Here is a 24680-nt window from a genome sequence, read left to right as displayed (position 1 = left end):
CCCCCCGGCCCGGCTCAGTTTTTACCGGGAACGTCACGACAGCACGGCCCCGCCGAGGTTTAATTGGACATGCCACGCAATCGCGTGGGTCGGTGACGTCGTCCCGCCTTCGACGACGGCACCTGACACCGGACGTGGGGTCGAACCCCCCAGACGACCCCACGTCCGGTCTCCCTCTCACCGGGCCCCGTGTCCCCTGCGACATCCGTTGCCGAATGGGACTAGCCTGATCCTGTTCACCGATCCGCGCGCTCATCGGAAGAGGCGATCCCAGCCGTGCCGCAGTCCCCAGGCTCCTCCACCTCCACCTCAGACCTGGCGGCGGCAGCCGCCGCGGACTTCGGGGCCAACGAGTGGCTCGTGGACGAGATGCGGGAGGCCTACGACCGCGACCCCGACAGCGTCGACCCGGCGTGGCGGGAGTACTTCGGCTCCGCCGGCGGCGCCTCGAACGGCTCGTCGAACGGCGCCTCGGCGCCCGCCGGGAAGGCTGCGGAGAAGGCTGCCGCCCCGGCTGAGAAGCCCGCCGAGAAGTCCGCCGCCCAGAAGCCGGCGGCGCAGAAGCCCGCTGAGAAGCCCGCCGCCCAGAAGCCCTCCGAGCAGCCGAAGCCGAAGGCCACGCCGCGGCCCGCCTCGGCCGCCGCCGAGCCCACCCAGGGCCGCACGGCGCCCGCGCCGAAGGAGGCCCCCGCGGCACCCGCCGAGGCGCCGCGCGAGGAGCCGACGTACACCACGCTGCGGGGCGCGCCGGCCCGCACCGTGAAGAACATGGACGAGTCGCTGACCGTCCCGACCGCCACCTCGGTGCGCTCGGTCCCGGTCAAGCTGCTGTGGGACAACCGCACCGTCATCAACAACCACCTCGCCCGCGCGCGCGGCGGCAAGGTGTCGTTCACGCACATCATCGGCTACGCCCTGGTCAAGGCGCTGAAGGCGATCCCGGCGATGAACGTCGGGTACGACGTCGTCGACGGCAAGCCCACCCTGATCGAGCCGGCGCACGTCAACCTCGGCCTCGCGATCGACATCAAGAAGCCCGACGGCACCCGCCAGCTGCTCGTGCCCTCGGTGAAGGCCGCCGAGGACATGGACTTCGCCGGCTTCTGGACGGCGTACGAGGACCTCGTGACGAAGGCCCGCGACGGCAAGCTCGCGGTCACCGACTTCCAGGGCACCACCGTCTCGCTCACCAACGTCGGCGGGCTCGGCACGAACCACCCGGTCCCCCGGCTCGTGAAGGGCCAGGGCGCGATCATCGGCGTGGGGGCGATGGACTACCCCGCCGAGTTCCAGGGCACCTCCGAGGCCGCCCTCGCCCGCGGCGCGGTCAGCAAGGTCATGACCATGACCTCGACGTACGACCACCGCGTCATCCAGGGCGCGCAGTCCGGCGAGTTCCTGCGCACCGTCCACCAGCTCCTGCTGGGCGAGAACGGCTTCTACGACGAGATCTTCCGGTCGCTCCGGATCCCGTACGAGCCCATCCGGTGGGCCCGCGACGTGCCCGCCGACCACGACGACGAGATCAGCAAGCAGGCCCGGATCCTCGAGCTGATCCACGCCTACCGCGTGCGCGGTCACATGATGGCCGACACCGACCCGCTCGAGTACCGCCAGCGCAGCCACCCCGACCTCGAGGTCGAGACCCACGGGCTGACGCTGTGGGACCTCGACCGCGAGTTCGCCACCGGCTCGTTCGGTGGCGAGGGCCGGCGCTTCATGAAGCTGCGGTCGATCCTGGGCATCCTGCGCGACTCCTACTGCCGCACCACCGGCATCGAGTACATGCACATCCAGGACCCCGAGCAGCGCCGCTGGGTCCAGGAGCGCGTCGAGCAGCCGCACACCAAGCCGCCCCGCGAGGAGCAGCTGCGGATCCTGCTCAAGCTGAACCAGGCCGAGGCGTTCGAGACCTTCCTGCAGACGAAGTTCGTCGGGCAGAAGCGCTTCAGCCTCGAGGGTGGTGAGACCACCATCCCGGTGCTCGACGAGATCTGCGAGGCCGCCGCGGAGGCGGGCCTCGACGAGGTCGCGATCGGCATGGCCCACCGCGGCCGCCTGAACGTGCTCGCCAACATCGTGGGCAAGAAGTACAGCCAGATCTTCCGCGAGTTCGAGGGCAACATCGACCCCCGCACCGTCCAGGGCTCCGGTGACGTGAAGTACCACCTGGGCGCCGAGGGCGAGTTCGAGGCGGGCACCGGGGAGCGCATCAAGGTCTCCGTCGCCGCGAACCCCTCCCACCTCGAGGCCGTCAACCCGGTCCTGGAGGGCATCGCCCGCGCGAAGCAGGACGTCCTCGACCGCGGCGCGGAGTTCTACCCGGTCCTCCCGCTGCTGGTGCACGGCGACGCGGCGTTCGCCGGCCAGGGCGTCGTCGCGGAGACGCTGAACCTGTCGCAGCTGCGCGGCTACCGCACGGGCGGCACCGTCCACGTCATCGTCAACAACCAGGTCGGGTTCACCACCTCCCCCGGCTCCTCGCGCTCGACGCTGTACTGCACGGACGTCGCGCGGATGGTCCAGGCGCCGATCTTCCACGTGAACGGCGACGACCCCGAGGCCTGCATCCGGGCGGCACGGCTGGCGTTCGAGTACCGCCAGACGTTCCAGAAGGACGTCGTCATCGACCTCGTCTGCTACCGCCGCCGCGGCCACAACGAGGGCGACGACCCGTCGTACACGCAGCCGCTGATGTACGACCTGATCGAGCAGAAGCGCTCCGTGCGCAAGCTCTACACGGAGTCGCTCATCGGTCGCGGTGACATCACGATCGAGGAGGCCGAGGAGGTCCTGCGGGACTACCAGGCCCAGCTCGAGCGTGTGTTCAACGAGGTCCGCGAGGCCGGCAAGGAGCCGCCGAAGGAGTGGACGACGGTCCCGGACTACCCGGAGAAGCCTGCCGGGGATCAGCCGACGGCCGTCAGCCAGGAGGTCCTCAAGCGGATCTCCGACGCCTACATCACCCCGCCGGATGGCTTCACCGTCCACCCGAAGGTGCTGCCGCAGCTGCAGCGCCGGGCCGCCGCGATCACCGAGGGCCCGATCGACTGGGGCGCCGGCGAGATCATCGCGTTCGGCTCGCTGCTCATGGACGGGCGCCCCGTGCGTCTGGCCGGGCAGGACTCGCGTCGCGGCACCTTCGTGCAGCGGTTCGCGACGATCATCGACCGCACCAACGCCGACGAGTGGGTGCCGCTGGCCAACCTCACCGAGGACCAGGCGAAGTTCTTCGTCTACGACTCGCTGCTCAGCGAGTACGCCGCCCTCGGGTTCGAGTACGGCTACTCCGTCGCCCGCCCCGAGGCCCTCGTGGCCTGGGAGGCGCAGTTCGGTGACTTCGTCAACGGCGCGCAGACGATCATCGACGAGTTCATCACCGCCGGCGAGACGAAGTGGGGCCAGCAGTCGGGCGTCGTCCTGCTGCTCCCCCACGGCTACGAGGGCCAGGGGCCGGACCACTCCTCGGCCCGCATCGAGCGCTTCCTGGCGATGACGGCGGAGGACGCGTTCGTCGTGGCGCAGCCGTCGAGCTCGGCGTCGTACTTCCACCTGCTGCGGCGCCACGCCTTCAGCGACCGTCACCGCCCGATGGTGGTCTTCACGCCGAAGCAGCTGCTGCGGCGCAAGGAGGCCGCCTCGCAGCCGGACGAGTTCACCTCGGGCACCTTCCAGCCGTTCATCGGCGACGCGAAGGCGGACCCCGAGAAGGTGCGCACGCTGCTGCTGTCGTCGGGTCGCGTGTCGTGGGACCTCTTCGTGGAGCGCACCAAGCGCGAGGACGAGACCGTCGCCCTCGGCCGCGTGGAGCAGCTCTACCCGCGGCCGGTCGACGAGATCAAGGCCGAGATCGAGCGCTACCCCAACCTGCAGCGCGTCGCCTGGGTCCAGGACGAGCCGATGAACATGGGCCCGTGGCCCAATTTCGCCCTCAACGTCTGGCCCCAGCTCGACGTCACCGTCGAGCCGGTCACCCGGGCCGCGTCGGCCGCCCCGTCGGTCGGCACGCTCAAGCGTCACACGGACGAGCAGAAGGACCTCGTGGCGCGGGCGTTCGACGGCGGCTCCTCGGACTGAGCGGTCGAGGAGGCACGGTGTACTTCACCGACCGCGGGCTCGAGGAGCTCGAGGAGCGGCGCGGCGAGGAGGAGGTGACCCTCGCCTGGGTCGCCGACCGCCTCCGGGAGTACGTCGACACCCACCCGGAGACCGAGGGCACCGTCGAGGCGCTGGCGACCTGGCTCGCCCGCCTCGACGACCCCGAGGACTGACGAGTCGGCCCCAACGCACCGCCGTACGACGCCGAGTCGGCCCCAACGCACCGCCGTACGACGCCGAGTCGGCCCCAACGCACCGCCGTACGACGCCAAGTCGGCCCCAACGCACCGCCGTACGACGCTGAGTCGGCCCCAACGCACCGCCGTACGACGCCGACTCGGCCCCAACGCACCGCCGTACGACGCTGAGTCGGCCCCAACGCACCGCCGTACGACGCCGAGTCGGCCCGAACGCACCCGGCGCCTCTGGTCCCGGCGAGCTCGTCATGGGTTGGTCGAACGCGTCAGGCACGCGTTCAGGCCGACTCGGCGTCCCTAGGGCACTCGTTGGGGCCGACTCGGCGCCCCTGGAGCACGCGTCCGGGCCGACTCGGCGTCCCTGGGGCGAGCGTTCGGGCCGACTCGGCGCCGCTGGGGCGAGCGTTCGGGCCGACTCGGCGCGCCTGGGGCGAGCGTTCGGGCCGACTCGGCGCGCCTGAGGCGAGCGTTCGGGCCGACTCGGCGTCCCTGGGGCGAGCGTTCGGGCCGACTCGGCGGTCGGGAGGTGGTGGTGTCCTCGTCGGCCCAGGTGGGGTGCTCGGACTGCCCGGACTAGTCGGACTGCTCCGACTGCTCGGAGGCGCGACGGGCGGCGTCCCTGATCTCGAAGATGTCCGTCGCGAGGCCCCCGATCGCGGAGGCGACGTCGCGCACCGCGCCCGTCAGGATCGTCGCGACCTGGCCCACCGTGCCGGCCGTGGCCTCGACGGCGTCCTGGACCGCGTCCTTGCGGATCTCGCCCTTCGTCAACCGCTCGTCCATGCGCCCCATCGTGGTACGACGAAACCCGCCCTGGCTAGGCCAGGACGGGTGACGTCGCTCGCGTCGTGCCGAGCGGGGCTCAGGCGGCGACGGTCTCGCGCACCGGGGCGTCGGCGCGGACGTCGTCCGCGGGGGCCTCGGTCTTCTTCTTCCGGTCGGGCAGCGCCATCCGGCAGATCTTGCTGGCCACGCTGAACAGCTGCTTGGTCAGACCGCCGGTGTTGTAGGGCAGGCCGTAGCGCTCGCAGATCTCGCGCACCTCGACGGCGATCTCCGGGTAGCGGCGTGCCGGGAGGTCCGGGAACAGGTGGTGCTCGATCTGGTGCGACAGGTTGCCGGTCATCACGTGGAACAGCGAGCCGCCGGTGATGTTGGCCGACCCCAGCAGCTGGCGGTAGTACCAGTGGCCGCGGGTCTCGTTCTCGCACTCCTCCTGGCTGAAGGTGGCCACGCCGGTCGGGAAGTGGCCGCAGAAGATGATGTTGAACGCCCACACGTTGCGGACCAGGTTGGCCACCGCGTTGCCCGCCAGGGTGGGGACGAACAGCGGGCCGGTCAGCGCCGGGAAGAGCACGTAGTCCTTCAGCGCCTGGCGCTTGACCTTCCGCATGATGCCGGCGTGGAGGGCCTTGTTCTCCTCGATCTTGCGCTTGCCGGCGACGATGTTCTCCACCTCGAGGTCGTGCAGGGCCACGCCCCACTCGAAGAAGATCATCAGCAGCAGGGCGTAGACCGGGTTCCCCAGGTAGTAGGGGTGCCACTTCTGGTCCTCGTCCATCCGCAGCACGCCGTACCCGATGTCACGGTCCTTGCCGAGGATGTTGGTGAAGGTGTGGTGGATGTAGTTGTGGGAGTTCTTCCACTGCTCGCTCGGGCAGACGTTGTCCCACTCGTACATGCGGGAGTTCAGGCCCGGGTCGCCCATCCAGTCGTACTGGCCGTGCATGACGTTGTGGCCGATCTCCATGTTGTCGAGGATCTTGGAGATGCTCAGCGACGCCACCGCGAGCGGCCAGGCCGGCGGCAGGTAGAACAGGGCGCGGCCGACGGTCTCGAAACCGCGCTGCGCCTTCACGACGTTGCGGATGTACTCCGCGTCCTTCTCGCCGAGGTCGTCGAGGATGCGGCGGCGGATGGCGTCCATCTCCTCGCCGAACGACTCGAGCTGCTCGGGGGTCAGGGTGGGCACGTCCTTGGTGGTCATGTCCGGTGTCCTCTCCGGGGTGAGGGTGTCGTGCGGGATGTCGGTCAGGGCGGTGGGTCTCAGAGGTCCACGGCGCAGTCGCCCTCGGGGGCGCTGACGCAGATGCGGATCTCCTCGTCGGGCAGCGTCGAGGTCTCGCCGGAGACGACGTCACGGGTGACGCCGTCGGTCTTGCGGGAGACGCAGGAGAAGCAGATGCCCATGCGGCAGCCGTACTCGGGGCTCAGACCGAGGGCCTCCGCCTGCTCCAGCAGCGACTCGCCCGTGTTCGGCGCAGTCTTGCCGCTGCGGGTGAAGGTCACCTCGCCACCCGCCTCGCCGGCGGTGGTGCGCGGCGGCTTGAAGTACTCGACGTGCAGGTTCTCGGAGTCGCCGTACGCGTCCTTGACGCCCTCGACGAGCGGGGCCGGTCCGCAGACCCAAGTGGGGACGTCGCTGTAGCCCGGCACGAGCCGCTCCAGCCAGGCGGGCGACAGGTTCGGGTCCCCCAGCTCCGGGTGGAGCAGGTGGAGGTCGACGCCGTAGCCGGTGCGGGCCACCTCGCGCAGCTCGTCGGCGTAGATCTGGTGCTCCGGCGACTGGGCGTAGTGGATGAAGGTGATGCGGCCGCGGTGGGTGCGGTTCTGCAGCGAGCGCAGCATCGACATCACCGGGGTGATCCCGGAGCCGCCCGAGATGAGGACGATGTGCTCCGGGACGGAGTCCGGCAGCACGAAGTCGCCCTCGGCCTGGCTCAGGTGCACGATGGTCCCGACGGGGGCCTCGTCGACCAGGTACCGCGAGACGCCGCGACCCTCGGGAGCGTCGGGGTTGGCCCGCATGGTGAGGGTGAAGCGGTCGCCCGGGCGGGAGTCGAGGCTGGAGATCGTGAAGACGCGCGTCGTACGACGACCGCCGCCCTCGCCGGGGATCGCCACGCCCACCTGGACGTGCTGGCCGGCGCGGTGACCGCGCCAGGTCGAGGTGGGCTGCAGCGTCAGGGTGGCGACGCGCGGGTGGCCCTCGACGTCGACCTCGACGGTCTTCTCGACGATGCGGGCGCGGACCTCGTGGGCGGCCCACATCGGGTTGACGAGCTCGAGGTACCGGTCGACCCCGTGCGGCGAGGTCAGCGCGGCGAGCGCCTTGGACCGCAGTACGGTGGTGGCCAGGCTCATGATCGGTCTTCCCCCTGGTGCCTGTCGGGTTCGGTGTACGTCTGTACTCTCAGTGTGGCAACGCTGGATGTGCCCGTCAACGGGCTCAACCGGTGTCCGTGGCCACACCTGTGTGACTCCGTCCACACCTCGGTGCACAGTCGTGCAGTGAGGTGGTCCACCTCACGCCCTAACTCCTAGACTGGTGCAATGGCTTCGGCGCTCGGGGAGGGTTCGCTGAGCCGTGTCGAGCGCAAGGAGCGCACCCGCCGCGCCATCCTCGACACGGCTCTGGACCTGTCTGCCGACACCAGCCTCGTCGCGGTGTCGCTGCGCCAGGTCGCCAAGGAGGTCGGCATCGTGCCGACGGCCTTCTACCGCCACTTCGCCTCGATCGAGGCCCTCGGCCTCGAGCTGGTCGACGAGTCGTTCGTGTCCCTGCGGGCGGTGCTGCGCGACGTCCGTCGTCCGGAGCCGTCGCTCAAGCAGCTCATCGACGCCTCCGTCGACGTCCTGGCCGAACACGTCGAGGTCCGCCGTGCGCACTTCGGCTTCATCGCCCGCGAGCGCGTCGCCGGCCCGCCGGCCGTCCGGGAGGCCGTGCGGCACCAGATCGAGCTCGTCGAGCGCGAGCTCGCGACCGACATCGCCCGCATCCCCGGCACCGAGGCGTGGTCCAGCGACGACCTGCGCGTGCTGTCGAAGCTGATGGTGACCTCGATGGTCGCGACCGCCGAGGCGCTCATCCTCGCGGGGCGGCCCGAGGTCACCACCGACATCAAGGACCAGGCCCGCACCCAGCTGCGGATGGTCCTCGTCGGCGCGCTGAACTGGAAGTCGCAGGGCTAGGACGCCGAGCGCCCGGCCGGGCGACTAGCGCGGCGAGATCGTCAGGTCCGGGATGGTCGCGTCCTCGGCCAGGTCGAGGACGGCGACGACCTGGGCCGCGACGGTCTCCGGGCGGATCCACCGCGACGCGTCGTACGACGCGCCCTCGGCGGCGTGCACCCGCTCCTGCATCGGCGTGGCCACGCGTCCCGGGTAGACGGTCGTGACCCGCACGCCGTGCCCGGCCTCCTCGCTGCGCAGGGCGTCGGCGAAGCCCCGCAGCCCGAACTTCGAGGCGTTGTACGACGCCCAGTCGGCCTTGGCGCGCAGTCCCGAGCCCGAGTTCACGAAGACGTGCGTGCCCCGGGCCCGTCGTACGGCCGGCACGACGAGCCGGCTGAGCACCATGGGCGCGACGAGGTTGACCGCGACCGCCCGCTCGAGGTCGGCGGGGTCGGTGTCGGTCAGCGGCCCCACGTCGACCACGCCGGCCGAGTGCACGACGCCGTCCACCGCCGGCGGGACCTCGAGAGCGGACACCGCGGAGGCGTCCGCGAGGTCGGCCACCAGCGTCCGTGCGCCCTCGAACGCGGCGGCGAGCTCCTCCGCGCGCTCCGGCGAGCGCGCGAGGAGCCACAGCTCGTCACCGCGGTCGTGCAGGGCGCGGGCGACGAGCTCACCGATGCCGGAGCCGGCACCGGTGAGGAGGTGGACGCCCATCAGGCCGTGAAGACGATCTTGCCGAAGATGTCGCCCTCGAGCATCGCCGAGAATCCCTCGCGGGCGTCGGTGAGCGGGAGGGTCCGGTCGATCAGCGGCCGGGCACCCGTCGCGTCGAGCATCTGCACCAGCGAGGCCAGCTCGGCGCGCGTGCCCATCGTGGAGCCGATGACCGACAGCTGGAGGAAGAAGATGCGGGTGAGCTCGGCGTCGTCCACCTTGGGGCCCGAGGTGGTGCCGGAGATGACGATCTTGCCGCCGGGTCGCAGGGACCGCACGGAGTGCGACCAGGTGGCCCTGCCGACGGTCTCCATGACCGCGTCGACCTTGCCGGGCAGCCGCTCGTTGGACTCGTAGACCTCGTGGGCGCCGAGCTCGAGCGCCCGGGAGCGCTTGGTCTCGTCGCGGCTGGTGGCGAGGACCTTCAGCCCGCCCGCGCGCGCCAGCGTGATCAGCGCCGTCGCGACACCGCCGCCGGCGCCCTGCACGAGCACGGTGTCGCCGGCCTTGAGTTCGCCCTGCCCGAACAGCATCCGGTACGCGGTGAGCCACGCGGTGGGCAGGCACGCCGCCTCCTCGAAGGACAGCGAGGAGGGCTTGGGGACGACGTTCGCCCTGGGCACGGCGACGCGCTCGGCGAGCGTGCCCTGGTAGCGCTCCGACAGCAGCGACCGCCTCGGGTCGAGGGTCTCGTCGCCGGTCCAGGCCGGGTCCGAGACGACCGCGTGGACGACGACCTCGTTGCCGTCCTCGTCGAGCCCCGCCGCGTCGCAGCCGAGGATCATCGGCAACGCCTCCTGCTTGAGGCCGACGCCGCGCAGGGAGAACAGGTCGTGGTGGTTCAGCGAGGCGGCCTTGACCGTGATCGTGGTCCACCCCTCGGGGACCTCGGGCTCGGGCCGCTCACCCGTCGACAGGGCGGACAGCGGGTCGTCGGAGGAGAAGGACTCGGCGTAGACGGCGAACATGTGAGTGACGTTACCGACCTCAGCGCCGAGCGAGACCCGCCGTCCGGGCAGCGGCGGCGACCGCGGCCGCGACCGCCGGCGCGACGCGGGGGTCGAACGGCGAGGGGATGACGTAGTCCTCCGCCAGGTCGTCGCCCACGAGGTCGGCGATGGCCATGGCCGCGGCGACCTTCATGGACTCGTCGACCCCGGTCGCCCGGACGTCGAGCGCGCCGCGGAAGATCCCGGGGAAGGCCAGCACGTTGTTGATCTGGTTCGGGAAGTCCGACCGACCCGTCGCCACGACGCGGGCGTGCCGGTGCGCCACCTCCGGGTGCACCTCGGGCGTCGGGTTCGCCAGCGCGAACACCAGGGCGTCGGGGGCCATCCGCGCGATCGAGGACTCCCCCACCGCTCCGCCGGACACGCCGATGAAGACGTCGGCGCCGTCGAGGGCGTCGTCCAGGGAGCCCGACCGGCCGGTGCGGTCGGCGGTGATGGCGGCCAGCTCCGCCTTCACCGGGGTCATGCCCTCACGACCGGTGCGCAGGACACCACGACGGTCGGTGACGACCAGGTCGTCCACGCCGGCCGCCAGCAGGATCTTCGCGCAGGCCACGCCGGCCGCCCCGGCGCCGGCGATCACGACCCTCGTGGTGGCGGCGTCCCGGCCGGTGAGGCGGAGTGCGTTGACCAGCGCCGCGAGCACGACGACCGCCGTGCCGTGCTGGTCGTCGTGGAAGACCGGGACGTCGAGCCGCGCGGCCAGGCGCTGCTCGATCTCGAAGCAGCGGGGGGCCGAGATGTCCTCGAGGTTGATGCCGCCGAAGCTGGGCGCCATCCGCGCCACCGTCTCGACGATCTCCTCGACGTCGGTGGTGTCGAGGCAGATCGGGACGGCGTCCACGCCGCCGAACTCCTTGAAGAGCACCGCCTTGCCCTCCATCACGGGCATCGCGGCGGCGGGGCCGATGTCGCCGAGGCCGAGGACGGCGGTGCCGTCGGTGACGACGGCGACGGTGTTGGGCACCCAGGTGTAGCTCGACGTCAGCGCGGGGTCCGCGGCGATCGCCTCGCACACCCGGGCCACGCCGGGCGTGTAGGCGAGCGAGAGGTCGGCGGCGTCGCGCAGCGGGGAGGTCGACACCGTCTGGAGCTTGCCCCCGAGGTGCAGGTCGAAGACCGGGTCCCCCGCGAACGGGTGGTCGGCGGGGGTGGGTGTCGGGGTCCCGGCGCCGGAGTCGGCGGGTCGGGCGAGGTCGGCGTGCGTGGGAGTCATCGCTGAGGGCTCTCTGATCGAGGCTGCGCCACGGCGGGGTGTGCCGATCGTCGGGCGCGGGTCGTGCGGGGGTCTCCCTGTGACCTCCGAGTCTTACACGGGACGCGGGCGCGGCCACACCCGCACCAGTGCGACCCCCGTCACGTCCACGGCAGGCACCGGGCCGCGGTGCCGGGAGTCGACGCCCACGTCCGGGGCGTCGGAGAGCAGCCACCAGCCCTCCTCCCCCGTCCGCGTGGGGCGGCGCTCCGCGGCGCGCTTCACGGCGAGCGTGCCGTCGGCGAAGCGGGCCAGCACCACCGCGCCGGGTCGCACGCGGGCGCCGTACCGGACCAGGAGCAGGTCCCCGGGACGCAGCCCGGGACGCATGGAGTCGCCCCGGACGCGCGCGAACCCGAACGGTGTCAGGGAGCGGGGCGATGAGGGGGGTGGCACAGGGGTACTGTCGCTGATGATCAGCCCGCCACCCCAAGCACCACGTGAGGAGCACCGTATGTTCGCTCGCCTGCTCGCCCCGACCGTCGAGGTCTCCGCCCACTGCGACCTGCCCTGCGGCGTGTACGACCCCGCCCAGGCCCGCATCGAGGCCGAGTCGATCAAGGGGATCATCGCCAAGGTCGCCGACAACGACGACCCGGACTTCCGCACCCGCGCGATCCTCATCAAGGAGCAGCGCGCCGAGCTGGTCAAGCACCACCTCTGGGTGCTGTGGACCGACTACTTCAAGCCCCCGCACTTCGAGAAGTACCCGCAGCTCCACGTGCTCGTGAACGAGGCGACGAAGCTCGCCGGCGCCAGCGGCGCCAAGGGCTCCCTCGACGCCGACGTCGCCGACCAGCTGCTGGCGAAGATCGACGAGATCGCCGAGATCTTCTGGGAGACCAAGAAGGGCTGAGCCCCTCCTCCCCGCGGGCCCCGCGCCCGCCGCACGACCCCAGGACGCCGTCCCGGACCGCCGTACCCCGGTGGGCCGGGGCGGCGTCCGTCGTCCTGCCGGCGGCCCGGACGGGCCTTGAGCAATTCTTGCGTTCCGCAGCGACGGGGGCGTGTCTGCTCCTACCCTCGAACCACTCTCGGGCAGGCACCCCACACCCGCTCGTTCGCAGGAGCCCTCATGCGCACCACCGTGTTCTCGCGCGCCCTGACGACGCTCGTCGCCGCCACCGCGCTCGCCCTCGCCGCGACCCCGGGCGCCCCCGCCGCGCCGGCCCTGTCCGCGACGGTCGAGCAGGCGGACGACCCCTACCGCGAGCCGTTCCGCTTCCTGTCGGCCCCGGACCTGTTCAACGCCGACATCGGCGACGTGTCCACGTCGGGCTACTACACCGTCGGGGCGCCGAACTCGTGGTCCCCGCGATGGGCGGAGACCACGCAGAACCTGTTCGGCCAGCTCGCGGACTTCGAGGCCGACACCTACCTCGTCGCCGGCGACATGGTGAACGGGCGCTGGCACTACGACCGCGGTGACACCGGCACCTTCGGCCCGGGCCGCACCATCCCCGAGCGCATCGCCCGGGTGCGCCGCGCCGGGGAGACCTACTACCCGCAGTGGCTGGAGTTCTGGACCGACGCGGGCGTGCCCGCCTGGCGGGTGCGCACCGCCGTCGGCGACCACGAGATGGGCGACAACCCGTGGAAGGCCGGGGCGACCCAGCTCGCGGCGTACGACACCTACAAGGACCTCTTCGCCGAGCACTTCACCCGGCGGCCCGACGGCACGCCGCGCTACCCGATGCGCCCGGTCGGCACGCCGCAGGAGGACTCGGCGTACGCGAAGTACCTCGACGGCGGCCGGGTGCTGCTCGTGACCGTCGACTGGTTCGACAAGGTCGACGGCGCGATCGACGTCACCGTCGACGGTGGTCAGCTCGCCTGGTTCGACCGCGTGCTCGCGGAGGCCCCCGAGGAGACGACGATCATCGTCCAGGGCCACTTCCCGATCCTCGAGCCGGTGCGCCGGCGCGGGGGCGGGGGCCCGACCACGGCGTACGGCGAGAGCTCGCCGATCTGGCAGTCGATGGTCCGCCACGGGGCCGACCTCTACCTCGCCGGCGAGGTCCACGACTTCACCGCCGTCAAGCGCGGTCCCGGCCCGGTGCAGATCACCCACGGCGGGTACGCCGGCAACGGCCGCACCGACTTCATCGTCGGCGACGTCCTCGCCGACGGCAGCATCCAGGTCGACGCCCGCACCATCGACGTCGTCGCCCGCTCGCGGGCGCGGATCTGGCAGACCGGTGGCGAGATCCGCGAGCGCGTCTCGCTCGCGCCCACCTCGCGCAGCGTCGGGAGCCTCGTCGTGTCCAGCGACGGCACCGTCCTGCAGCGCACCGGCTGCCTCGACGTCTACACGGGCCCCTACGCCCAGAAGCAGGACTGCACGCGGTGACGCCCCCGACGGGCGGCGCCGCGGGGCTACGCTGACGCGCATGACGCACACCGGTGTCCCGACGGGGACGACGCTCACCGGCGAGGCCCGGCCCGACGTCGAGCTCCGGGTCCCGGCGGACGGTGCCTTCGTCTCGGTGGTGCGCACGGCGACGGCGGGACTGGCCGCGCGGCTCGACTTCCCGATCGACGACATCGAGGACCTCCGCATCGCCGTCAGCGAGGCGTGCGCCCTGCTGCTGGAGTCGGCCCGGCCCGGCGCCGACCTGCACTGCGCCTTCAGCCTCACGCCCGGCCTCGTCCGGGTGTCGATCTCGCTGGACGGCGCCGAGGGGGCGCAGGCGCCCGACCGCGAGGGCTTCGCGTGGCAGGTGCTCAGCACCCTCGCCTCGGACGCCGACACGTGGGCGGAGGGCGACCGCGTCACCGTCGCCCTGACCCTCGAGTCCTCCGCGACGTCGTGACGCCGCCCGCCGACCCGGTGGTCGAGGAGGCTCCGCCACCGGCCCAGCCGACCGAGGTCGCCGAGGCCCCCGCTCCCGCGGGCCCGATGGCCGAGGTCCGTCGTCGCAGCGCCGAGCTCTTCGCCGAGATCGCCGACGAGGACGCCTCGGAGGCGGCCCGCCAGGCGTCCCGGGAGGCGCTCGTGGAGCTCCACCTGCCGCTCGTGGAGCACTGCGCCCGGCGCTTCCGCAACCGCGGGGAGCCGTTCGAGGACCTGGTGCAGGTCGGCACGATCGGCCTCATCAAGTCCGTGGACCGCTTCGACACCGGACGCGGCGTCGAGTTCTCGACGTACGCCACCCCCACGATCATCGGCGAGATCAAGCGCTACTTCCGCGACAAGGGCTGGGCGGTGCGCGTCCCCCGGCGGCTGCAGGAGCTGCGCATGCAGATCACCTCCGCGACCGCCGAGCTCACCCAGTCGCTCGGCCGCTCCCCCACCGCCTCCGAGCTGGCGGGGCGGCTCGGGTGCAGCGTCGAGGAGGTGGTCGAGGGCCTGGAGTCGGCGAACGCCTACGCGACCCTGTCGCTGGACGCCTCCGACTCCTCCGAGGACGGCGCGGCGACGATGCTCGACAGCCTCGGCGTCGAGGACGCCGCCCTGGAGCACGTCGAGGTGCGGGAGTCGCTCAAGCCGCTGCTCGACGACCTGGCGCCGCGGGAGAAGAAGATCCTCCTGCTCCGCTTCTTCAAGAACATGACGCAGACGCAGATCGCCGCCGAGATCGGCGTGTCGCAGATGCACGTCTCCCGGCTGCTCAACCGCACGCTGACCCAGCTGCGGGAGTCGCTGCAGGACGCCGACTAGCGGCTCGCCGCCCCGCCCTCACCCGGCGCGGTCTGGCTCCTCGCCGTCGTCCGCGTCGAGGAGGAGGAACTGCAGGGACGCCGGGTGGAGCATCCCGGCGAGCACCACGGCCGAGACCACCACCAGCACCACGAGGACGCCGGCGCCCACCACGTCGCGGATCGACCAGGCGATCCCCAGCTGGATCAGCTGCGCCAGCAGGATCGGCCCCCGCGTCCAGCCGACGCCGCGCACCACGAGCCACGCGCACACCAGCAGCAGGACGCCGTACAGCAGGAAGAACAGGGTGGTGGTCAGGCCCAGGAGCAACCGCCCGCCCTCGGTCGAGGCCAGCTCGGCCACCGCGAGGCCGAGCATCACCAGCGCCTCGACCGCGACGACCGAGGCCGCGGTCACCAGGGGTGCGGGGGCCGCCCGACGTCCGTGTCCGTCCACCCCGCTACCCTACGAATCCACCCACGCCGGTACGCCGTGACACGGACGCCGGCGATCTGTGACGGACATGACCCCACTCGGAATACCCGAGAGGGTTGTCTGCGCTGTCAGATGCTGGGACGCTGGTCGCTGCGCTCGAGCACGTGAGCCATGGGGGAACGACCTCAGTGCCGTGTCGAGAGACCCGACTTCTCAGGCCACCGCCTGTTTGCCGTACGACGTGAAAGTGGGACCGCCCAGCCATGGATTGGCGCAACCGTTCTGCCTGCCTCGACGAGGACCCCGAGCTGTTCTTCCCGATCGGGAACACCGGCCCGGCGATCCTCCAGATCGAGGAGGCCAAGCAGGTGTGCCGTCGCTGCGAGGTCCGTGAGCAGTGCCTGGCCTGGGCCCTCGAGGCCGGTCAGGACCACGGCGTGTGGGGCGGCCTGTCCGAGGACGAGCGTCGCGCCCTGAAGCGCCGCAACGCCCGGGCCCGCATCCGCACGGCCTGACCCGGCGCGCCAGGACTCCGGCCACGACTTCGCCTACGCCTCCGCGGGGACCGCGAAGCCCACACGGGTGCCGCGTCCGCCGCGCCCCGGGCCGACGGCCAGCGTGCCGGCGAGCTCGGTGGTGACGAGCGTCCGCACGATCGACAGGCCCAGCGACCCCGAGGTCGCCGGGTCGAACCCGTCCGGCAGCCCGCGGCCGTCGTCGACCACCGCGACCTCGAGCCGCTCCGCCCTGCGCCGCACCTCGACGACCACCCGACCGGCGGCCGTCGGGGTGTAGGCGTGCTCCACCGCGTTCTGCAGCAGCTCGGTCAGCACCATGGCCAGCGTGGTCGCCGACTCCGAGGGCAGCGTGCCGAAGCTGCCCTCGCGGCGGACCTCGACCCGGTCCCCCGCCGCCGCGACGTCGAGGACCATCCGCCCGAGGCGGTCGGCGACGTCGTCGAACTCGACGTCCTCGGTCGCGGCCTGGCTGAGCGTCTCGTGGACGATGGCGATGGAGCCGACACGACGTACCGCCTCCTCGAGCGGCTCCCGCGCCTCGGGCACCCGGGCGCGCCGGGCCTGCAGCCGCAGCAGCGCGGCGACGGTCTGCAGGTTGTTCTTCACGCGGTGGTGGATCTCGCGGATGGTGGCGTCCTTGCTCACCAGCTCACGGTCGCGGCGCCGCAGCTCGGTCACGTCGCGCACCAGCACGAGGGCCCCGATGTGCTCGCCCTGCGGCCGCAGGCTCACGGAGCGCACGATCAGCGAGACCGCCTCCGTGCCGATCTCGGTGTCGGAGTCGGCCCGCCCGGCGAGCACGGCCGACAGGATCTCCTCGTCGGGACGGCGCCGCGCGGGCACCAGCTCGCGGGTCACCTCGGCCAGCGACAACCCGGTGAGGTCGCCGGAGAGCCCGAGCCGGCGGTAGACGGAGAGGGCGTTCGGGCTGGCGTACTCCACCCGGCCCTGCGCGTCGACGCGCAGGAAGCCGTCCCCGACGCGCGGGGAGTCGGCGCGGTCGCTGCGGTCCCCGGGCGCCGGGAACTGGCCCGAGGCGATCATCTGCGTCAGGTCGCCCGCCGTCCGGAGGTAGGCCAGCTCCAGCCGGCTGGGCGTGCGCACGCCGAGCAGGTTCGTGTCGCGCGTGACGACGCCGATGACACGGTCGGCGTCGCGGACCGGGATGGCCTCGACCCGCACCGGGACCTCGGCGCGCCACTCCGGGTCCGCGTCGCGCACCAGCCGACCCTCGGCGTACGCCGCGTCGAGCATGCGGTGCCCGCCGGACGGCGCGAACGTCCCGACGACGTCCTCCACGTACGCCGTCGGACCCGTCGTGGGGCGCATCTGGCCGCCCGCCCAGAAGCCCGCGCGGGTGCGGTCGGGCAGCCACAGCACGAGGTCGGCGAAGGACAGGTCGGCGAGGAGCTGCCAGTCCGCCAGCAGGCGGTGGAGACGGTCCAGGGCGGCGCCGTCGAGGTCCGTGTGCAGGCGCACCAGGTCGGTCAGGACGGGCACCGGCCCACCCTAGGCCGACGGCCGGACGCTTTGGCAGGATGCCCGGCATGGTCTCGGGCTACTGGCAGCAGGTCGTCGACGGAGGCCTGCGCGTGCCCACCGACCGAGACCTGGGCGAGCTGACCGCGGAGCTCACCACGATGCTCGGCTCCCCCGACCCGGAGGAGCGCGACGCCACGGCGTACCCGGCGCTGGCGACCTGGATCTCCCGCGGCGTGTACGACGACCTGCTGCTCGGCCTGGGCGACGGCATGGCCCGCGGGCTGGTCGTCGGACTGGGCGAGGCCGGCACCGACACGGTGTTCCGCCGCAGCTTCTCCGCGCTCGCGCTGGCCGGGTGCGTCGCGCGGGACAACACCCACCGCCTCGTCCCGGGCGACAAGGTCCTGGAGTGGGGCGACCGCCTCGCCGACTGGTTCCTGCGCGAGGTCGACGTCCGCGGCTACGTCCCCCAGCAGGGCTGGGCGCACGCGATCGCCCACGGCGCCGACGCGATCGGGGTGCTGGCCGGGTCGTCGCACCTCGGCACGCCGGAGCTCACCGTGCTGCTCGACGTCCTCGCCGACCGGCTGACCGCCCCCGCGTCGGGGCTGCTCCTCGCCGGGGAGCCCGACCGCATGGCACAGGCGACGATGGCGGTGCTGCGCCGCAACCTGGTGCCCCTCGGCGTCCTCGAGCCGTGGATCCGGCGCGTCGCCTCCGTCGCCGTCGCCTCGTACGGCGCCGACGCGCACCGCGGCTACGACGCCGAGGCGTTCCTGCGCGCCCTGCACCTGCAGGTCCTGCTGTCGCCGCACCCGCCGTCGGACCGCCACGACCTGGTGCTCGTCCTCGTCGACGCCCTGCGCGCGTCGAACCCGGACACCCTCGCCGCGCGTCGCTGAAGCAGGCCCGGGCGCCGCCGGCTACCGGCCGGTAGCGTGCCCGCCATGACCCCTCCCGATGATGGACAGCCCCAGGAGAAGATCCAGGGCCACGCGGGCGAGCTCGCCGTCGCCGTCGCCCGCGCCCACGGCGTGACCACGCAGTTCACCCTGTCGGGCGCGCACGTGTTCCCGATGTACGACGGCGCGGTCAAGGCCGACCCGCCGATGCGGCTGCTGGACGTGCGCCACGAGCAGACCGCGGCGTTCGCCGCCGAGGCCACCGGCAAGCTCACCCGCACGCCGGGCCTCGCCGTCCTCACCGCCGGCCCGGGGGTCACCAACGGGGTCAGCGCGATCGCGCAGGCGAGCTTCGCGGGCTCGCCCATGGTCGTCGTCGGCGGTCGCGCGCCGCAGAACCGCTGGGGCTCGGGGAGCCTCCAGGAGCTCGACCAGCCCCCGATCCTCGAGTCGGTCTCGAAGCTGGCCCGCACGCTGCCGACCGCCGACACCGTGCTCGGCGGCTTCGACGAGGCCTTCACCGCCGCCGGCGGCTCGCACCGCGGACCGGTGTTCGTCGACGTCCCGATGGACGAGTTCTTCAACAGCGCCGAGGGCCCCGCCCCGGTCGGTCCCGGCCGGGCGCCGCTGGAGCCGGACGCCGAGGCGGTCGCCCACGTCGGGACGCTCCTCGCCGAGGCCTCCCGCCCGGTGCTGATCCTCGGCACCGACGTCTGGGCGGACGGGGCCGAGGAGGCCGCGCTGCGGCTCGTCGAGGGTCTCGGCGTGCCCGCGATCACGAACGGCATGGGCCGCGGGATCGTCCCCGGCGGCCACCCGCTGCTGGTGACGAAGGCGCGCAGCAAGGCCCTCGGCGGCGCCGACCTCGTGGTCGTCGTCGGCACCCCGCTGGACTTCCGCCTCGGCTACGGCGTCTTCGGCGGCAAGGACGGCGCGACCCCGGCCCGCGTCGTCCACCTCGCCGACAGCCCCGGCCAGGTGGCCGGCCACGCCGAGCTCGCCGGCTCGGCGAGCGGCGACCTGACCGCCGTCCTCGAGGGCGTGCAGACGGCCGTCGAGCGGGCCCCGCGCAAGCCGGACTGGTCGGCGTGGGTCTCCGACCTGCAGGACGCGGTGTCCGCGGCCGTCGAGCGTGACCGCGAGCTGCTCACGGCCGAGGCGGACCCGATCCACCCCGCCCGGATCTACGGTGAGCTCGTCCCGCGCCTCGCGGAGGACTCCGTCGTCATCGGCGACGGCGGCGACTTCGTGTCGTTCGCCGGCAAGTACGTCGAGCCGAAGCGTCCCGGCGGCTGGCTCGACCCCGGCCCCTACGGCTGCCTCGGAGCCGGGCTCGGCGCGGCCATCGCCGCCCGGATCGCGAGGCCGTCGGCGCAGGTGGTGCTGCTGCTCGGCGACGGGGCGGCCGGGTTCTCGCTGATGGACGTCGACACGCTGGTCCGCCACGGCCTGCCCGTCGTGATGGTCATGGGCAACAACTCGGCGTGGGCGCTGGAGAAGGGCCCCATGCAGATGCTCTACGGCTACGACGTCGTCGCCGACCTGGCGCAGCGGACGCCGTACCACCGGATCGTCGAGGCGCTCGGCGGCGCCGGCGAGGAGGTCACGGACCCGAAGCAGATCGGTCCCGCGCTCGACCGCGCCTTCGCGGCGAACGTGCCCTACCTGGTCAACGTCATCACCGACGTGGAGGCGGCGTACCCCCGCTCCACCTTCGGGATCTGAGGTGGGTCGCAGCGCGCGGGAACCACTCACGCGTCCCGTCCGTCACAGGAGCATGAAGACCACGACCGGCACCCTGGCCAGCCTCGCCCTGCTGGGTCTCCTCGTCGGCTGCGGCCAGACCGAGTCCTCGGACTCCGGCTCGGCCTCGGACCCCGGGGCTGGCTCCGAGTCGTCCGGCGGGGCGTCGGACGAGACCACCGCGTCGCCGACCACCGACGAGCTGTGCCCGGCCGAGCTGCCCGACGACGGCGGCAACGGCTTCGGCGTCACCGACCCGGCCGCCGAGGCGCCGGAGCTCCCGTCGGCCTCGCAGGCGTGGGTCTGCCAGTACGACGCCCGCAACGGGTGGCAGCGCGCCGGGGAGCCCGTCGAGGTGCCGGAGGGTGACCTCGCGGCGATCGAGGAGAGCCTGGCCGGCCTGGAGCCCAGCGACCCCGACCAGATGTGCACCGAGGAGCTCGGCCCACGCTGGCTGCTCGTCACCGCGGACGACGCCGGCTCCCTGACGGGGGTCTCGGTGGACGGCTTCGGGTGCCGCAGCGTCCGGCTCACCGACTCCCCGAGCCGGACCGCTCCCGGCCGCGCGAGCGGTGACGGTCTCGTCGAGGGCACCCTCACCGCCCCCGGCGACCTCTCCCAGGAGCTCTCGACGATCTACGGCGGCTGACCCGCGTCCGGGTGACCGTCGACCTCAGCAGCGCTCGGCGGCGGTGACGTCACCGTCGTCGGGCAGGCAGACCGTGCCGAGCGGGACGACGACGAGCTCGTCGCCGTCCCGGACCCACTGGCCGAGCCCGACGCGGCCCGAGGCGGCGGAGGTCGTGTAGACCTCACCGCCCGCCGTCAGCCAGGCGGGGTCGTCGTCGGGCGCCGCCAGCACCGAGATCCCGCCGACCTCCGACTCCACGAGCACACCGTCGGGCCGGTCGTCCGCGTCGGAGTCGTACGCCGCCGTCACCGCGTCGACCACGACCGCGCTCGGCGCGGTGGTGAAGATCCGCAGCCGGGTCCCCGTCCTCTCGAAGCCGGACCCGGGCTCGCCAGGAGCGCCGAGGAGCACCCGGTCACGCCCCCCGGCGTCGACGACCCGGACCCGGGAGGGCAGGCCGCCCTCGAGATCGGCCGTCTGGCCCGTGGCGACGAGGTCGCCCGCGGCCGGCGTGAGGTCGGGCAACCCGTCCTGCTCCCCCGGCCCGCACGGGCGTCGCTCGTCGTCGAGACGGCTCACGCAGACGTCGTCGGCCGGCCGGGACAGGAGCACGTCCCCGTCCAGGCGCCAGGTGACCACCTGCGCGACGTACGGGTCCGGGACGAACCAGCTCATCCCCAGCGCCGGGTAGGCGGTCTCGGAGACGGACGAGCGCAGCGTGCCGTCGGCGACCCACCAGTCCGTGACACGCTGCTCCACCAGGCCGCTGTCGGGGTCGACGCCGGCCTGCAGCGGACCTGCCGTCAGGGGCGTCCGGTCCCCGAGCGGCTGCTCGACCTCGACGAGGACCCCGTCGCGCAGGTCGAGCACGAGTGGCCTCGTCGAGGTCTCGGCGACGTCGAGGGTCAGCACCATCTCGTCGGTGCCGTCGCCGTCCAGGTCCGCCCCCTGCGGGGAGTACGACGTCAGGGTCGAGCCGAGGTCGACCACGCCGTACGCCGTCCCGCCGCCGCTCAGGTCGACGTCGAGGCGGGTGCGACCCTCGTAGCCGGGGTCGGGCTCGCCGCGCAGCTCGACCGCGTCCGACTCGCCGTCCCCGTCGAGGTCGAGCTCGCTGCGGACCCCGTCGATCGGCGTCCAGTCGCGGCCGACGTCGGAGGGCACGTCCGGTCGCGAGACGGCCGGCGGCGCCGCGGAGTCGGGGTCGGCGAGCAGGCGCGGCACCACGACCCCGGCCCCGACCGCGGCCAGGCAGGCCGCGGCCGCGAGCCCGACCCACACCGGGCGCGCGGGTCCGCGCCGCTCCGGCGCGGGCAGGCCGCGGGGCGACAGGTGCTCGGGGCCGACCTGCGACGCCCGGGCCTCCAGGGCGTCCGCCAGCCGCTTCTCCAGGTCGCTGCTCATGCCTGCTCCTCCTGCGTCATGACCCGCTCGAGCGCGCCCAGGGCGCGGCTCGCGGTGGACTTCACGGTGCCGCGGCTGATGCCCAGCGTTGCGGCGATGTCGGCCTCGGACAGGCCGGACCAGTAGCGCAGCACCAGCACCTCGCGCTGACGGCGTCCCAGGCGCGCCAGGCCGTCGAGGACGGCTCGGTGCTCCTCGGCGAGGACGGCGGTGTCCTCGGGCGAGGCGGGTCCCACGTCGGCCGGGGGCGCGTAGGCACGCGCCGTCCGGCGTCGGCGCAGCGCCGAGCGGGACCCGTTCACCACCGACGTGCGGAGGTAGGCCAGGGCGGCGTGGGGGTCGCGCAGCGGGGTCCGCCGCGCGACCATCCGCGCGAACGCGTCGTGGACGACGTCCTCCGCCGAGGCCACGTCGTCCACCAGCAGCAGGGCCAGCCGGACCAGGGACAGGCGGTGCGTCGCGTACAGCTCGTCCAGCCCCACCGGTGGTCCCCCGTCGTCCGAAGACACCGCGCGCGCCGTCGATGCCCGCACGGCCCCGAGATCGGTCACGTCTGTCGTCACACCCGTTGGACGTCTGGCATCGTCCCAGGTTGCCCCACCCCGACCACGATCCCGCGGAGGACGCGTGCCCGACCACGACGACACGACCCCGGCCGTCCCCGTGCAGGCCACGCTGCGCTTCACGGTGGCCGACGGCGACACCGCGGAGGCGGTCGGCTCCGGCTCGTTGCCGGTGCTGGGCACCCCCCGGCTGCTGGCGTGGATGGAGGCCGCCACCTGCGCCGCGCTCGAGCCCACGCTGGCGGCGGGCACGACCTCCGTCGGCACGCGGGTGCAGCTGGACCACCGTGCTCCGAGCCCTGTCGGGGCGGTCGTCGAGGTGACCGCGCGACGCTCCCCGGACGACGACCCGCAGGGCCGCCGGGCCCGCTTCGCGGTGCGCGCCGTCCACCCCGCCGACGGCTCCTCCGACGAGGTCGAGGTCGGCGTGGGGGAGGTCGTCCGGGCGGTGGTGGAGATTCACCGATTCCTCCCCTCGGACTAGTCCCCGCTGCCACACTGGAGGTCCACGTCCTGTTGTGTCGTCGCGATGCGTGGGGAGGCGCGCGCGGCACGGCCGGACCTCACTGCGGGAGGCTCGGATGGCTCCTGCGCGCCGTAGCCGCGCGATGGCGGTCCTCAGTGCGCTCGGCCTGGTCACCCTGACCGCGATCGCGTCCGTCCTCCTCGCCCAGTCGCCCAGCGAGACGTCGGAGCAGGTCGCCGGCGACCTGCCCCCCGGCCGCGCCTGGGTCGGCTCGTGGGGCGCCGCCCTGCACGGCGGCGGGCAGGCCGACGAGGTGGCCAGCGAGGGCTTCACCGACGTGACGATCCGTCAGGTGGCCCGCCTCTCGCTGGGCGGTGACGCGCTGCGCCTGCGCCTGTCGAACGCGTACGGCGAGCGCCCGCTCGAGGTCGGGGCGGTCACGGTCGCGGTCCGCTCGGACACCCGGGGTCGGGCCCGGGTGGACATCGTCGACCTGCGCTCCGTGACGTTCGACGGCCAGGACTCGACCGTCGTCCCGGTCGGGGAGGTCGTCGCGTCGGACCCGGTCCGGATGCGCGTGCCCGACCTGGCCGAGGCCGTGGTCAGCATCCACCTGCCCGGCCCGACCGGGCAGGCCACGTGGCAGGCGTCGGCGTTCGCGACGTCGTTCGTCGCGGACGGCGAGCACGTCACCGACGCCGGTGACGCCTTCGACACCCTCGACGAGTCGCGCTACTTCCTCTCCGGCATCGACGTCGAGGCCGACGACGACGCAGGCGCGATCGTGTTCGTCGGTGACTCGATCACCGCGGGCGCGAACTCCACCCTCGACGCCGACCTGCGCTACCCCGACCAGGTCGCCGCGAGCCTGCTCCGGCCCGCGGGGCCGACGGCCGAGGCCGCCGCCGACGTCCCGCCCACCCGCTGCGGCGTCGTGAACGCCGGCATCGGCGGCAACCGCGTGCTCAGCGGGGGCGGCCGGACCGGGGACCCGGTCGTGGCGCGCTTCGACCGCGACGTGCTGTCCGTGCCCGGGGTGCGGACCGTCGTCCTCCTCGCCGGCATCAACGACATCGGCGCCACGGAGGGCGCCCTCGACGCCGACGAGCTGGTGCAGGGCTACCGCCGGCTGATCGCCCGTGCGCGTCAGGACGGCGTCCGAGTGGTCGGGGCCACCCTGACCCCCTACATGGGCTTCGGCTACTCGACCGTGGCCGGCGAGGCGGACCGCCAGGCCGTCAACGCCTGGATCCGCTCCACCGAGGAGCTGGACGGGTTCGTGGACACCGACCGCGCCGTCCGCGACCCCGCGGACCCGACCCTCCTGCGGGCGTCGTACGACTCGGGCGACTCGCTGCACCCCACCGACGACGGCTTCGCCGCCATGGCCGCGAGCACCGCCCCCGCCGTCGACTGCTGAGGGCGCACCGGCCGCCGCTCGGGGGCCGTCGAGACCCTCACCGGGCCTCGCCGGTGTCGGGACCCGGGGACCGGCGGCCCCGGACGCACGAGAGCCCCCGACCGTGTGGTCGGGGGCTCGTCGGGCCACGCCTCAGGCGTTGGGGCGCTTGCCGTGGTTCGCGCCCTTCTTCTTGCGCGCGCGGCGCTTGCGTCCGGTCTTGCCCATGGTGTCCTCCTCGTGACGATGCCTGCTCAGCGACCTAT

At 73.1% G+C, this 24680-nt stretch carries 25 protein-coding genes; 13 read left to right on the top strand and 12 right to left on the bottom strand.

Annotated features, from left to right (window positions below; translation table 11 throughout):
• Positions 1-276: 276 nt before the first annotated feature.
• Together MJ876_RS08845 and MJ876_RS08840 are read left to right on the top strand one after the other, a co-directional pair.
• Positions 277-4077, top strand: a complete 3801-nt coding sequence (locus MJ876_RS08845) for a multifunctional oxoglutarate decarboxylase/oxoglutarate dehydrogenase thiamine pyrophosphate-binding subunit/dihydrolipoyllysine-residue succinyltransferase subunit (RefSeq protein WP_240235898.1) — start codon at positions 277-279, stop codon at positions 4075-4077.
• Positions 4078-4094: 17 nt separating this feature from the next.
• Complete coding sequence (locus tag MJ876_RS08840) at positions 4095-4271, top strand: DUF6104 family protein (RefSeq protein WP_240235897.1); 177 nt, start codon at positions 4095-4097, stop codon at positions 4269-4271.
• Positions 4272-4868: 597 nt separating this feature from the next.
• Here the strand turns inward: MJ876_RS08840 and MJ876_RS08835 are convergent.
• The 3 genes from MJ876_RS08835 to MJ876_RS08825 form a co-directional block, all read right to left on the bottom strand.
• On the bottom strand, positions 4869-5078 hold the full coding sequence (locus MJ876_RS08835) for a hypothetical protein (RefSeq protein WP_240235896.1): 210 nt from the start codon (positions 5076-5078) through the stop codon (positions 4869-4871).
• Positions 5079-5157: 79 nt separating this feature from the next.
• Positions 5158-6282, bottom strand: a complete 1125-nt coding sequence (locus MJ876_RS08830; RefSeq protein ID WP_240235895.1) for an acyl-CoA desaturase — start codon at positions 6280-6282, stop codon at positions 5158-5160.
• Between the two features lie 59 nt (positions 6283-6341).
• On the bottom strand, positions 6342-7439 hold the full coding sequence (locus tag MJ876_RS08825) for a ferredoxin reductase (protein ID WP_240235894.1): 1098 nt from the start codon (positions 7437-7439) through the stop codon (positions 6342-6344).
• A 189-nt stretch (positions 7440-7628) separates the two neighbouring features.
• Here MJ876_RS08825 and MJ876_RS08820 point away from each other — a divergent pair, with 189 nt between their 5' ends.
• A complete protein-coding gene (locus tag MJ876_RS08820; RefSeq protein ID WP_240235893.1) occupies positions 7629-8267 on the top strand; it encodes a TetR family transcriptional regulator in 639 nt (212 codons plus the stop codon).
• Positions 8268-8291: 24 nt separating this feature from the next.
• On the opposite strand, the gene MJ876_RS08815 is transcribed toward MJ876_RS08820, so the two are convergent.
• The 4 genes from MJ876_RS08815 to MJ876_RS08800 all read right to left on the bottom strand — a co-directional run bounded on the left by MJ876_RS08815 (position 8292) and on the right by MJ876_RS08800 (position 11627).
• Entirely contained in the window at positions 8292-8966 is a 675-nt protein-coding gene (locus MJ876_RS08815) for an SDR family oxidoreductase (protein WP_240235892.1), read from the bottom strand.
• A complete protein-coding gene (locus MJ876_RS08810; RefSeq protein ID WP_240235891.1) occupies positions 8966-9934 on the bottom strand; it encodes a zinc-binding dehydrogenase in 969 nt (322 codons plus the stop codon). The genes MJ876_RS08815 and MJ876_RS08810 overlap by 1 nt, the downstream gene beginning before the upstream one ends.
• Positions 9935-9953: 19 nt before the next feature.
• Complete coding sequence (locus tag MJ876_RS08805; RefSeq protein WP_240235890.1) at positions 9954-11192, bottom strand: NADP-dependent malic enzyme; 1239 nt, start codon at positions 11190-11192, stop codon at positions 9954-9956.
• Between the two features lie 93 nt (positions 11193-11285).
• Positions 11286-11627, bottom strand: a complete 342-nt coding sequence (locus MJ876_RS08800; RefSeq protein ID WP_240235889.1) for a S24/S26 family peptidase — start codon at positions 11625-11627, stop codon at positions 11286-11288.
• Positions 11628-11685: 58 nt separating this feature from the next.
• On the opposite strand from MJ876_RS08800, the gene sodN reads away from it, so the two are divergent.
• The 4 genes from sodN (at position 11686) to MJ876_RS08780 (ending at position 14892) form a co-directional block, all read left to right on the top strand.
• On the top strand, positions 11686-12087 hold the full coding sequence (gene sodN / locus MJ876_RS08795; RefSeq protein WP_240235888.1) for a superoxide dismutase, Ni: 402 nt from the start codon (positions 11686-11688) through the stop codon (positions 12085-12087).
• Positions 12088-12306: 219 nt separating this feature from the next.
• Complete coding sequence (locus MJ876_RS08790; RefSeq protein ID WP_240235887.1) at positions 12307-13581, top strand: metallophosphoesterase; 1275 nt, start codon at positions 12307-12309, stop codon at positions 13579-13581.
• Positions 13582-13621: 40 nt separating this feature from the next.
• Positions 13622-14044 carry an ATP-binding protein gene (locus MJ876_RS08785; RefSeq protein ID WP_240235886.1) on the top strand — a complete coding sequence of 141 codons (423 nt, stop codon included), beginning with the start codon at positions 13622-13624 and terminating at the stop codon, positions 14042-14044.
• Entirely contained in the window at positions 14041-14892 is an 852-nt protein-coding gene (locus MJ876_RS08780) for an RNA polymerase sigma factor SigF (protein WP_308192580.1), read from the top strand. The genes MJ876_RS08785 and MJ876_RS08780 overlap by 4 nt, the downstream gene beginning before the upstream one ends.
• Before the next feature lie 18 nt (positions 14893-14910).
• Here MJ876_RS08780 and MJ876_RS08775 read toward each other — a convergent pair whose 3' ends face one another.
• Positions 14911-15327 (bottom strand): hypothetical protein, encoded by a 417-nt coding sequence (locus tag MJ876_RS08775; protein ID WP_240235885.1) that lies wholly within the window; start codon positions 15325-15327, stop codon positions 14911-14913.
• Positions 15328-15569: 242 nt separating this feature from the next.
• Here MJ876_RS08775 and MJ876_RS08770 point away from each other — a divergent pair, with 242 nt between their 5' ends.
• Positions 15570-15821, top strand: coding sequence for a WhiB family transcriptional regulator (locus tag MJ876_RS08770; RefSeq protein WP_240235884.1), 252 nt, complete (start codon positions 15570-15572; stop codon positions 15819-15821).
• 33 nt (positions 15822-15854) lie between these two features.
• On the opposite strand, the gene MJ876_RS08765 is transcribed toward MJ876_RS08770, so the two are convergent.
• Positions 15855-17324: a PAS domain-containing sensor histidine kinase gene (locus MJ876_RS08765; protein WP_240235883.1), complete on the bottom strand. Its 1470-nt coding sequence runs from the start codon at positions 17322-17324 to the stop codon at positions 15855-15857.
• A gap of 38 nt (positions 17325-17362) precedes the next feature.
• Between MJ876_RS08765 and MJ876_RS08760 the strand changes: the two genes are divergently transcribed.
• From MJ876_RS08760 to MJ876_RS08750, 3 genes are read left to right on the top strand one after another with little or no spacing between them, the layout of a single operon-like run.
• Complete coding sequence (locus MJ876_RS08760) at positions 17363-18208, top strand: DUF2785 domain-containing protein (RefSeq protein ID WP_240235882.1); 846 nt, start codon at positions 17363-17365, stop codon at positions 18206-18208.
• A gap of 45 nt (positions 18209-18253) precedes the next feature.
• On the top strand, positions 18254-19933 hold the full coding sequence (locus MJ876_RS08755) for an acetolactate synthase (protein ID WP_240235881.1): 1680 nt from the start codon (positions 18254-18256) through the stop codon (positions 19931-19933).
• 52 nt (positions 19934-19985) lie between these two features.
• Positions 19986-20600, top strand: a complete 615-nt coding sequence (locus MJ876_RS08750) for a hypothetical protein (protein WP_240235880.1) — start codon at positions 19986-19988, stop codon at positions 20598-20600.
• A 24-nt stretch (positions 20601-20624) separates the two neighbouring features.
• On the opposite strand, the gene MJ876_RS08745 is transcribed toward MJ876_RS08750, so the two are convergent.
• Both MJ876_RS08745 and MJ876_RS08740 read right to left on the bottom strand, forming a co-directional pair.
• Positions 20625-21986, bottom strand: coding sequence for a hypothetical protein (locus MJ876_RS08745; RefSeq protein ID WP_240235879.1), 1362 nt, complete (start codon positions 21984-21986; stop codon positions 20625-20627).
• Positions 21983-22495 (bottom strand): SigE family RNA polymerase sigma factor, encoded by a 513-nt coding sequence (locus tag MJ876_RS08740; protein ID WP_240235878.1) that lies wholly within the window; start codon positions 22493-22495, stop codon positions 21983-21985. Before MJ876_RS08740 ends, MJ876_RS08745 begins: the two co-directional genes overlap by 4 nt.
• A gap of 118 nt (positions 22496-22613) precedes the next feature.
• Between MJ876_RS08740 and MJ876_RS08735 the strand changes: the two genes are divergently transcribed.
• Entirely contained in the window at positions 22614-23033 is a 420-nt protein-coding gene (locus MJ876_RS08735) for a thioesterase family protein (protein WP_240235877.1), read from the top strand.
• 124 nt (positions 23034-23157) lie between these two features.
• Entirely contained in the window at positions 23158-24435 is a 1278-nt protein-coding gene (locus MJ876_RS08730) for a GDSL-type esterase/lipase family protein (protein ID WP_240235876.1), read from the top strand.
• A 132-nt stretch (positions 24436-24567) separates the two neighbouring features.
• Here the strand turns inward: MJ876_RS08730 and MJ876_RS22425 are convergent, their stop codons facing one another.
• Positions 24568-24642, bottom strand: a complete 75-nt coding sequence (locus tag MJ876_RS22425; RefSeq protein WP_369759046.1) for a 50S ribosomal protein bL37 — start codon at positions 24640-24642, stop codon at positions 24568-24570.
• Positions 24643-24680: the final 38 nt, after the last annotated feature.

It is taken from the genome of Nocardioides sp. CFH 31398 (assembly GCF_022436705.1).
Taxonomy (GTDB): domain Bacteria; phylum Actinomycetota; class Actinomycetes; order Propionibacteriales; family Nocardioidaceae; genus Nocardioides.
Note: the sequence above shows the minus strand (reverse complement) of the source record. Positions and strands in the feature narration are given on the sequence as shown.

What these genes read in the sequence shown, in the direction of transcription:
- MJ876_RS08835 (WP_240235896.1), bottom strand. Translation starts at nt 5,078, where the DNA reads ATGGACGAGCGGTTGACGAAGGGCGAGATCCGCAAGGACGCGGTCCAG.
- MJ876_RS08830 (WP_240235895.1), bottom strand. Translation starts at nt 6,282, where the DNA reads ATGACCACCAAGGACGTGCCCACCCTGACCCCCGAGCAGCTCGAGTCG.
- MJ876_RS08825 (WP_240235894.1), bottom strand. Translation starts at nt 7,439, where the DNA reads ATGAGCCTGGCCACCACCGTACTGCGGTCCAAGGCGCTCGCCGCGCTG.
- MJ876_RS08820 (WP_240235893.1), top strand. Translation starts at nt 7,629, where the DNA reads ATGGCTTCGGCGCTCGGGGAGGGTTCGCTGAGCCGTGTCGAGCGCAAG.
- MJ876_RS08815 (WP_240235892.1), bottom strand. Translation starts at nt 8,966, where the DNA reads ATGGGCGTCCACCTCCTCACCGGTGCCGGCTCCGGCATCGGTGAGCTC.
- MJ876_RS08810 (WP_240235891.1), bottom strand. Translation starts at nt 9,934, where the DNA reads ATGTTCGCCGTCTACGCCGAGTCCTTCTCCTCCGACGACCCGCTGTCC.
- MJ876_RS08805 (WP_240235890.1), bottom strand. Translation starts at nt 11,192, where the DNA reads ATGACTCCCACGCACGCCGACCTCGCCCGACCCGCCGACTCCGGCGCC.
- sodN (WP_240235888.1), top strand. Translation starts at nt 11,686, where the DNA reads ATGTTCGCTCGCCTGCTCGCCCCGACCGTCGAGGTCTCCGCCCACTGC.
- MJ876_RS08790 (WP_240235887.1), top strand. Translation starts at nt 12,307, where the DNA reads ATGCGCACCACCGTGTTCTCGCGCGCCCTGACGACGCTCGTCGCCGCC.
- MJ876_RS08785 (WP_240235886.1), top strand. Translation starts at nt 13,622, where the DNA reads ATGACGCACACCGGTGTCCCGACGGGGACGACGCTCACCGGCGAGGCC.
- MJ876_RS08770 (WP_240235884.1), top strand. Translation starts at nt 15,570, where the DNA reads ATGGATTGGCGCAACCGTTCTGCCTGCCTCGACGAGGACCCCGAGCTG.
- MJ876_RS08760 (WP_240235882.1), top strand. Translation starts at nt 17,363, where the DNA reads ATGCCCGGCATGGTCTCGGGCTACTGGCAGCAGGTCGTCGACGGAGGC.
- MJ876_RS08755 (WP_240235881.1), top strand. Translation starts at nt 18,254, where the DNA reads ATGACCCCTCCCGATGATGGACAGCCCCAGGAGAAGATCCAGGGCCAC.
- MJ876_RS08750 (WP_240235880.1), top strand. Translation starts at nt 19,986, where the DNA reads ATGAAGACCACGACCGGCACCCTGGCCAGCCTCGCCCTGCTGGGTCTC.
- MJ876_RS08745 (WP_240235879.1), bottom strand. Translation starts at nt 21,986, where the DNA reads ATGAGCAGCGACCTGGAGAAGCGGCTGGCGGACGCCCTGGAGGCCCGG.
- MJ876_RS08730 (WP_240235876.1), top strand. Translation starts at nt 23,158, where the DNA reads ATGGCGGTCCTCAGTGCGCTCGGCCTGGTCACCCTGACCGCGATCGCG.